Origin of the sequence: Romboutsia sp. 13368, from assembly GCF_018336475.1 — a bacterium.
Taxonomy (GTDB): Bacteria; Bacillota; Clostridia; order Peptostreptococcales; family Peptostreptococcaceae; genus Romboutsia.
This window is the reverse complement of the sequence record NZ_CP048741.1, coordinates 248,378-248,606: the sequence shown is the minus strand read 5'-3', so window position 1 is coordinate 248,606 and position 229 is coordinate 248,378.

Sequence of the window (229 nt, the reverse complement as noted above, 5' to 3'; positions counted from 1 at the left end):
TATGTGTGTTCGTGGATTTAAATGGTGGAGACGATTCACAATAATTATATCCACCATTAAATATTTATTAAAATACTATCTAGTTTATATTAAAATACAATAGAAATTACAATCTAAAATATATTAAGAACTAAAATTAGGGCATCAGGGCACCTATTTTACCAAACCTTAAAAATTAATATATTTAATCATTTTATAAAGTTATATAATTTTGATGCCCTAAATACTC